The sequence below is a fragment of the Agathobaculum sp. genome (genome assembly GCF_050946325.1).
Classification (GTDB): Bacteria; Bacillota; Clostridia; order Oscillospirales; family Butyricicoccaceae; genus Agathobaculum.
On the sequence record NZ_JBMNUP010000104.1, the window covers coordinates 1 to 6,734 of the forward strand.

The 6,734-nt window shown below is 53.8% G+C and carries 8 protein-coding genes and 1 other RNA gene; 3 read left to right on the forward strand and 6 right to left on the reverse strand.

Features of this window, described 5'->3' with window-relative positions; genetic code table 11:
• Positions 1-902: MATE family efflux transporter (locus ACOYIE_RS08140; protein WP_433412184.1), on the reverse strand; the 902-nt coding region annotated here is incomplete at its 3' end.
• Between the two features lie 234 nt (positions 903-1,136).
• Here ACOYIE_RS08140 and ACOYIE_RS08145 point away from each other — a divergent pair.
• On the forward strand, positions 1,137-2,225 hold the full coding sequence (locus ACOYIE_RS08145; RefSeq protein WP_433412186.1) for a helix-turn-helix domain-containing protein: 1,089 nt from the start codon (positions 1,137-1,139) through the stop codon (positions 2,223-2,225).
• Between the two features lie 455 nt (positions 2,226-2,680).
• Here the strand turns inward: ACOYIE_RS08145 and rplT are convergent, their stop codons facing one another.
• The 3 genes from rplT to infC are packed head-to-tail and all read right to left on the reverse strand — an operon-like array spanning position 2,681 to position 3,828.
• On the reverse strand, positions 2,681-3,034 hold the full coding sequence (gene rplT / locus ACOYIE_RS08150; protein ID WP_433412188.1) for a 50S ribosomal protein L20: 354 nt from the start codon (positions 3,032-3,034) through the stop codon (positions 2,681-2,683).
• Positions 3,035-3,069: 35 nt separating this feature from the next.
• Positions 3,070-3,273 (reverse strand): 50S ribosomal protein L35, encoded by a 204-nt coding sequence (rpmI, locus tag ACOYIE_RS08155; RefSeq protein ID WP_031472830.1) that lies wholly within the window; start codon positions 3,271-3,273, stop codon positions 3,070-3,072.
• Between the two features lie 45 nt (positions 3,274-3,318).
• Positions 3,319-3,828 carry a translation initiation factor IF-3 gene (gene infC, locus ACOYIE_RS08160; RefSeq protein ID WP_433412190.1) on the reverse strand — a complete coding sequence of 170 codons (510 nt, stop codon included), beginning with the start codon at positions 3,826-3,828 and terminating at the stop codon, positions 3,319-3,321.
• A 351-nt stretch (positions 3,829-4,179) separates the two neighbouring features.
• Between infC and ACOYIE_RS08165 the strand changes: the two genes are divergently transcribed.
• Together ACOYIE_RS08165 and ssrS are read left to right on the forward strand one after the other, a co-directional pair.
• Positions 4,180-4,485, forward strand: a complete 306-nt coding sequence (locus tag ACOYIE_RS08165; RefSeq protein ID WP_433412192.1) for a DUF1292 domain-containing protein — start codon at positions 4,180-4,182, stop codon at positions 4,483-4,485.
• Between the two features lie 57 nt (positions 4,486-4,542).
• A non-coding RNA gene (gene ssrS / locus ACOYIE_RS08170) (6S RNA) lies at positions 4,543-4,736 on the forward strand.
• A gap of 184 nt (positions 4,737-4,920) precedes the next feature.
• Here ssrS and trmB read toward each other — a convergent pair.
• Both trmB and ACOYIE_RS08180 read right to left on the reverse strand, forming a co-directional pair.
• Positions 4,921-5,580 carry a tRNA (guanosine(46)-N7)-methyltransferase TrmB gene (gene trmB / locus ACOYIE_RS08175; RefSeq protein ID WP_433412194.1) on the reverse strand — a complete coding sequence of 220 codons (660 nt, stop codon included), beginning with the start codon at positions 5,578-5,580 and terminating at the stop codon, positions 4,921-4,923.
• A 42-nt stretch (positions 5,581-5,622) separates the two neighbouring features.
• Positions 5,623-6,734, reverse strand: a 1,112-nt coding sequence (locus tag ACOYIE_RS08180; protein WP_433412196.1) for an S-layer homology domain-containing protein, incomplete at its 5' end; no start/stop codon positions are given.

The window sequence follows — 6,734 nt, forward strand, 5'->3', positions numbered from 1 at the left end:
GCAAACGAATCAATTTTCACCGCCGCCGCAAACGCCGCCATCACCGCCGTACCAAAGCTGTTGACCAAGCCCTGCACCATCAAAATGCCAAAATTCATGATCGACTGCTGTGCGCAGGTCAGGAAGTACAGTCCGGCAATCTCCTTTAATATATGTCCGTCCCATCGCATATGCCGCCGGCCGATGCGCAGCGCCGCAAAGCGAAACCAGCAGTACAGCGCGATGCCGACGCCTGATATATACTGCGCCAGCACGGTTGCGGCGGCGGCCCCGCGCACACCCCACGCAAACTCCAGCACAAACAGCAGGTCCAGCACGATATTCAAAATTGCGGAAGCCGCCAGAAACACCAGCGGCACCACCGAATTTCCTGCCGCCCGCAGCAGATTGGCGAAATAATTGTACAGAAACGTCGCCGCAATCCCAAGAAAAATGCAGCTCAGATAGTCCCGCATCATGCTTGTGACGGAGGGCGGAATCTGCAAAAGGCAAATAATCTCATCCAGCCCTGTATAAACCGCCGCAGTCAGAATCACGGTTACCGTGCCAATCAGTACAAAAGACAGAAACATGCCTTTCTTCAGCCGCTCCATATTCCGTGCGCCATACTGCATGGCAAAAAACGCACTGCTGCCCATGCACAGTCCGATCAGAATGGATGTTAAAAACACCATCAACGCATAAGCCGATCCAACCGCCGCCAATGCGTCAGCTCCGAGAAAACGCCCAACAATCAGCGTATCCGCCACATTATAAAGCTGCTGCAGCAGGTTACCCACCATCAGCGGAAAGGCGAAGCGCAGCAATTTTCCCGTAATATTCCCCTCTGTCAAGTCCAGCGCCGGCCCCCTTGGCGCCGCGCCTCCGTCGGCCGCCGTGCCGCCTTCAAAATCTTCCCGCATGAATACTCCTCTTGCCCGATCTTTATACATGAACCTGACCTATCATAGTATATGCAGTCCGCAAAGTCAAGCCAAAAGGAGCTGCCGCCTGCCCTGTGCCGCACTTCTTTCAAACAACCGCCGGTTGATTTTCTTAACCAATCGTTAAACTTCGCCTCCATTGCACAGCCGCCGGGCCTATGATAAAATGAAGCCACAAAAGGTCCTTTTGAAATTCATGCAAGGAATGATTTTATGGAACTGCCAATCGGAAACATCATCATGCAGGCGCGCCGCGCCAAAGGTTTGACGCAGGAAGCGCTCGCCGACATGGTCGGCGTTTCAGCCGCCGCTGTCAGCAAATGGGAAACGGCTTCCAGTTATCCGGACATCACGCTGCTGCCGCCGCTCGCCCGTGCTCTCGGCATGACGACTGACGAACTGCTCGATTTTCACACCGCGCCGACCAACGAAGAACTGCACGCCCTTTCCAGCCGCCTGAGCCGCATTTTCGACGAACAGGGCTTTGACGCAGGCTGCGCTGCTGCCGAGCAGCTGCTGCGCGAATATCCATCCTGCGGCTCGCTCAAGCTCACCGTCGGCGGTCTGTACTACCGATATATTGCTTCCGCACTTAACAGCGCAGCAGATACCACGCAGGCCGCCGAAGCCATCTCCGCCCACTGCCTTGCGCTGTTTGAGCAGGGCGAGCAGCAGTGTGCGGAATCCGGCGAAAAACTGATGGCCAAAAGCCTGCGCATCAATATGCTTACCATGCTCGGGCGGTACGGGGAGGCCGAAGCGCTGATCGACAGTCTGCCGCAAAAACTCATTGTTGACCCTGAGCAATTACGGCTGGGCCTTCATCTGGCGCAGGACCGGCTGGAGCAAGCCGACCAGCTTGCGCACCGCGCTCTGCTGACCCATCTGGGCGAAACTTCCGCCGCGCTGATGAGTCTGACCACCATATCGCGCCGCAGCGGGGATTTTACCGCCGCGCACCGCTATGTGCAGGCCTATCGCGCGTTGGATGCGCTGTTCGGCATGGACACCTCTAATGGTCTGCTGCTTGAAATCATGCTTGCGCAGGACGAAGGGAACAACGAGCAGATGCTCGACCTGTTTGAGCAGTATGTGGACGTACAAATCAACCGCACGCTGGACTATCGCGGCAACCCCTATTTTTCCGATGTACAGACGCACACGCCCAGCGCAAACGAGCTGAATGAGATGCGCCAGCTGGCCCTGCGCGCCATTGAAGAGGACGAACGGTACGCGCCTGTCCGGCACGAACCGCGCTTTTTGTCCGCGCTTGACCGCCTGCGCGCCGCTCTGCCCGGTTAAAACCAGAAAGCGCCTGCAAAGGCATCTCTTCCCCTTTGCAGGCGCTTTCCGTCTTTTCCCCATGAAGCGGATACTTTTCTATTTTAAAAACGGACTGTTTTACCGATTTTTTCGGAAAATCCTTATAAAAAAAACCACGCGGACGCATTTTGGAAACTGCGTGCCTGACGTGGATTCATCCGTTTATTTCTCGCTATGCGGTTCGTGCTCGTCGCCGAAAATCAAATCGTCAATGTCGGGCCGGTCAGGCTTCTTGGGAATACGGATATGTCTGATATTACGCATGTTGTTCTTTGCACCTCCTTCTCTCATCATATTATTAAGTATATCATTTTATGCAAAGATTACAAGTAAAATTTTTGCAAAGTCACAAAACTGTAACATTTTCACAGGGTAAAGCAAAAAGCAGGCACAGAACGTCCGTTCCGTGCCTGCCCATATTCTTGCGCGAAGGATTAGAGCGCTGCCTTGGCCTTTTCAACCAGTGCAGCAAAAGCAGCCTTATCGCTTACAGCCAGCTCAGCCAGCATCTTGCGGTTCAGGTCGATGCCAGCCTTTTTCAGGCCGTTCATAAAGGTGCTGTAATTCATGCCGTTCATCTTGCACGCAGCGGAAATACGGGTAATCCACAGGCGGCGGAAGTCACGCTTCTTCTGCTTACGGCCGATATAAGCGTACTTCAGGCTCTTCATAACCGCCTGATTGGCTACACGGAAATGTGTGGATTTGGAGCCCCAGTAGCCCTTGGCACGCTTGAGGATCTTCTTTCTTCTTTTGCGCGTCATCATTGCGCCCTTAACTCTTGCCATTGTGTTTGCCTCCTATATGAAAGATATGTTTTTACTTACTTATACGGCAGCAGACGCTTGAGCTGCGCTACATTGGTCTGGTCAGCGAAGCCTTCCTTGCGGAGGTGGCGCTTCAGCTTGGTCGTCTTTCCATGGCCGTTGAGCAGGTGACGCTTGCCTACATGGCCGCGCTTAAACTTGCCGTTCTTGGTAACGGAAAATCTCTTCTTTGCACCGCTGTGCGTTTTGATCTTAGGCATAAGGTTTTGCTCCTCTCTGAATTTGCGCTGTGAACGCGCTTTTGTTTACTTGTCCTTGGCAGGCGCCAGGAACATAATCATCTGGCGTCCCTCCAGCTTGGGCTGCTTTTCCACCGTGCTGCATTCCGCGCACTGTTCTGCAAAGCGATGGAGCAGTTCCTGACCAAGCGACGAATGGGTCACTTCACGGCCGCGAAAGCGCACCGAAACCTTGACCTTGTCGCCTCCCTTAAGGAATTTGCAGGCGTTTTTCACCTTGGTGTTCAGGTCGCCAATGTCAATATTGGGGGTCAGTCGGATCTCCTTGATTTCCACGATGCGCTGGTTCTTACGCGCTTCTTTTTCGCGCTTTGCCTGCTCAAACCGGAATTTACCGTAATCCATAATCTTGCAGACCGGCGGTTTCGCCTGCGGGGCGATCTTGACCAGATCCATACCCTTCTCCACGGCGATCTGCTGCGCCTGCTGGATAGAGACGATGCCAAGCTGCTCGCCGTCTGCGGCGATCAGGCGGACTTCCTTATCGCGGATCTCTTCATTGATCTGATGTTCCATGCTGCTGATGGGTAAGCACCTCCAAACAAAAACGGATAAATGACAAAAAAGAAAAAGGACCGCTCAAACAAGCCGTCCACTCCAAATAAAGCGCAAAGCAATCAGCTGCTGCGCCTATTAACCCGTTCGCCTTGCTGCGGGTGAGGACGATGCCTTCTTCCTTGTTACCTGAATTACTATACCAGAAAGCGCGGATAAAGTCAAGGCTTTATTTCTGCTATTTTAGCTGGTATTATATTTTGCGTGGACGGCATACTATTACAGTGCGCGGACGTATAATTGGACTTTACAAACCGCCGCTGGTTTGCTATCCTTAAAGCAGGAAAGAACTTTTTCCTTTCCAATTCATTTTTGAAAAAAGCGAAGGAGGCGCCGGTACCGATGAGCGAGGAATACGGCAACGATTTTGTAACCCTGATCGACGAGGACGGCAACGAGGTCGAGTTTGAGCATATTGACACAGTGGAGTATCAGGGCACCACTTATCTGGCTTTCATTCCGGCAGAGCTTGCCGTGGAAGAGGACGCCGAAGTTGTCATCATGCAAATCGTTATGGAAGACGGCGAGGAGATGCTCGAAGCAGTTGAAGATGACGAAATTGCAGATGCAGTGTTCAATATTGTAATGGAGCGTGCCGAGGCGGAAGAGGACGAATAACCCTCTCCCCTGCATGCAAACGCAAATTTCATGCATTGCTTTCCGGTTTTGCATGAAACCTTCCTGCCCTGTGCGACAGCGGCTCTTTTTTAACCCACATTTTTAGTACGGGATTTCGGAAAGTTTTGGCATTGAGCAGCAGGCCTCCCGGGTATACACGGATGTTGGAAGCGCAGACATGCCGAACAGAAAACCCACCTGCATGATCGTGCAGGTTACTAATTGGGCCGCATCGGCAGGGCGGGGTTTTATTTTAATCAAATCATCAGGCTTTTGGCAGACGCAATGCGTCTGCTTTTTTATTTGCCCGTTTCTGCAATCGCCTCATCCGTGCATCCGGCCCCCGGTTGATGCCGTTCCCCCCTGCGTTATCCATTTTACTTTCCTGCTTCCAAATAAAAAAGGAGCCTGTATCCGCGCAGGCTCCTTTTGCTGTTATTTCCGCAAAAACTCCGGCAGGCGCCGCCGCGCCTCCAACCGGTAAATGCGCGCCCCTTCGGACGAGAATTTTTCCTCATATTCGGTCATCACGTTGCCCTCAAAATCCGAATGGTGCAGATCGAGCGAGATATTCTGAACGAGCCACCCAAATTGACAGATTTCCGCAAGCGTCCATTCAAAAAAGCGCTGATTATCCGTTTTGAAGCACAGATCTCCCTGCTTTGCCAGAATTTCGTCATATACTTCCAGATAGGCGCGCCAGGTCAGGCGGCGCTTGCGCTGCCGGTTGGGCGGCCACGGGTCCGAAAAATTCAGGTAGATGCGCTCCACCTCGCCGGGAGCAAAAACTTCGCGCAGCTCGGCCGCATCAAAGGATACGAAGCGAAGATTGGGCAGCGGCTGCTGCTGGCAGCGTTCTGCCGCCATAATCAGGGCCCCTTCCTCGCGCTCAACCGCGATAAAGTTAATTTCCGGATGCTGTTCAGCCATACCGATGGCAAAGCGTCCCTTGCCGCAGCCAATTTCCAAGTGCAGCGGATGGTCATTTCCGAACAATGCCTGCCACTTGCCGCGTTTTTCTTTCGGCTCAAAAGCCATCACATCCGCACACGCAGCAAAGCGAACGTCCAAATTTTTCTTTTTGCGCATTCTCATGCGTGAAATTTCCCCTTTTCCATCATTTCAAACTTTTCAGTCTTACACAGCAGCACGGTATAAGAAAGTTACAATCTGACCGCGCGTACAATTGCCCGCAGGGTGAAACGCATGTTCGCTGACACCCGTCGTGATTCCATTTTCTTCCGCCCACGCTACCGCGTCCGCATAGTAAGCGTCCGCTGCCATGTCATCAAAGCTGCTGCCCGAAACTGCCGGAGACCCTGCCGCGCGATACAGGAACGTAACCGCCTGACCGCGGTTCACAGCGGCGTCCGGCGAAAACGCGCCCGCAGAAGTGCCGCTGACAATCTGCTCGCTAGCGGCCCAGCGCACGGCTTCCGTATAATAAGCATTCTGAGGAACATCCCTGAACTTCATGGCAAAATTGACAACCGGGCTGCCGTTTGCACGCCACAGAAAGGTTACCATCTGGGCGCGGGTGCAGGATGCCTGCGGCGCGAACATAGTCTCGGATATGCCGGAGGTTATCTCGTTCTCCACCGCCCACTTTACTGCATCTGCATAATAGGCACCGGCAGAAACGTCGGCAAATGCCGGAGGCTGCGGCGGCTCAACCTCGGGAGCAGTCGGCTTATCCGGAAGCGCTCCGCCGCCGATGGCTCCGCCGCCTCCGCCCACGCCCCCTCCGCCGCCGGGTGCCTGCGTTTTTTCAAAGACTGCTTTAATGGAAACCTCCCCTGCCGGCATGGTAAACCGGTCATTTTTCACCTGTATCTCTCCGGCGAGCACTTCCCATGTTTTCATCTGGTATCCGCTGTCCGGCGTTGCCGTCAGGGTAACAACGGTTCCCGCAGGCGCCTGATCGACGCTGGCCGCTGCGCGTCCGTGTCCGTCCGTTGTCAGCGTGATGGCATATTCCTTACGCAAATCAACATCTGCTTTGCTTTCTGCACTGGAATAGTTGCTGTCGCCGCTGTACACCGCCTTGATACGGTACTGCTGCTCTGCGGCATTCTTCCAAACCAGGGATGCACCGCCGTTTTGCAGCGTTTCCGCCATACCGATGGCTGTTTCTCCGCCGCCTGTGCAGTCATAAAACGTCACGGTTCCGGAAGGCGTTTCTCCCATTCCCACATTCGCGACTGCGGCGGACAGTAAAATGGTATGGCGGTTCTCTGTCGTTTCAAGGT

What these genes read in the sequence shown, in the direction of transcription:
- infC (WP_433412190.1), bottom strand. Translation starts at nt 3,828, where the DNA reads ATGGAACATCAGATCAATGAAGAGATCCGCGATAAGGAAGTCCGCCTG.
- ACOYIE_RS08145 (WP_433412186.1), top strand. Translation starts at nt 1,137, where the DNA reads ATGGAACTGCCAATCGGAAACATCATCATGCAGGCGCGCCGCGCCAAA.
- rplT (WP_433412188.1), bottom strand. Translation starts at nt 3,034, where the DNA reads ATGGCAAGAGTTAAGGGCGCAATGATGACGCGCAAAAGAAGAAAGAAG.
- trmB (WP_433412194.1), bottom strand. Translation starts at nt 5,580, where the DNA reads ATGAGAATGCGCAAAAAGAAAAATTTGGACGTTCGCTTTGCTGCGTGT.
- rpmI (WP_031472830.1), bottom strand. Translation starts at nt 3,273, where the DNA reads ATGCCTAAGATCAAAACGCACAGCGGTGCAAAGAAGAGATTTTCCGTT.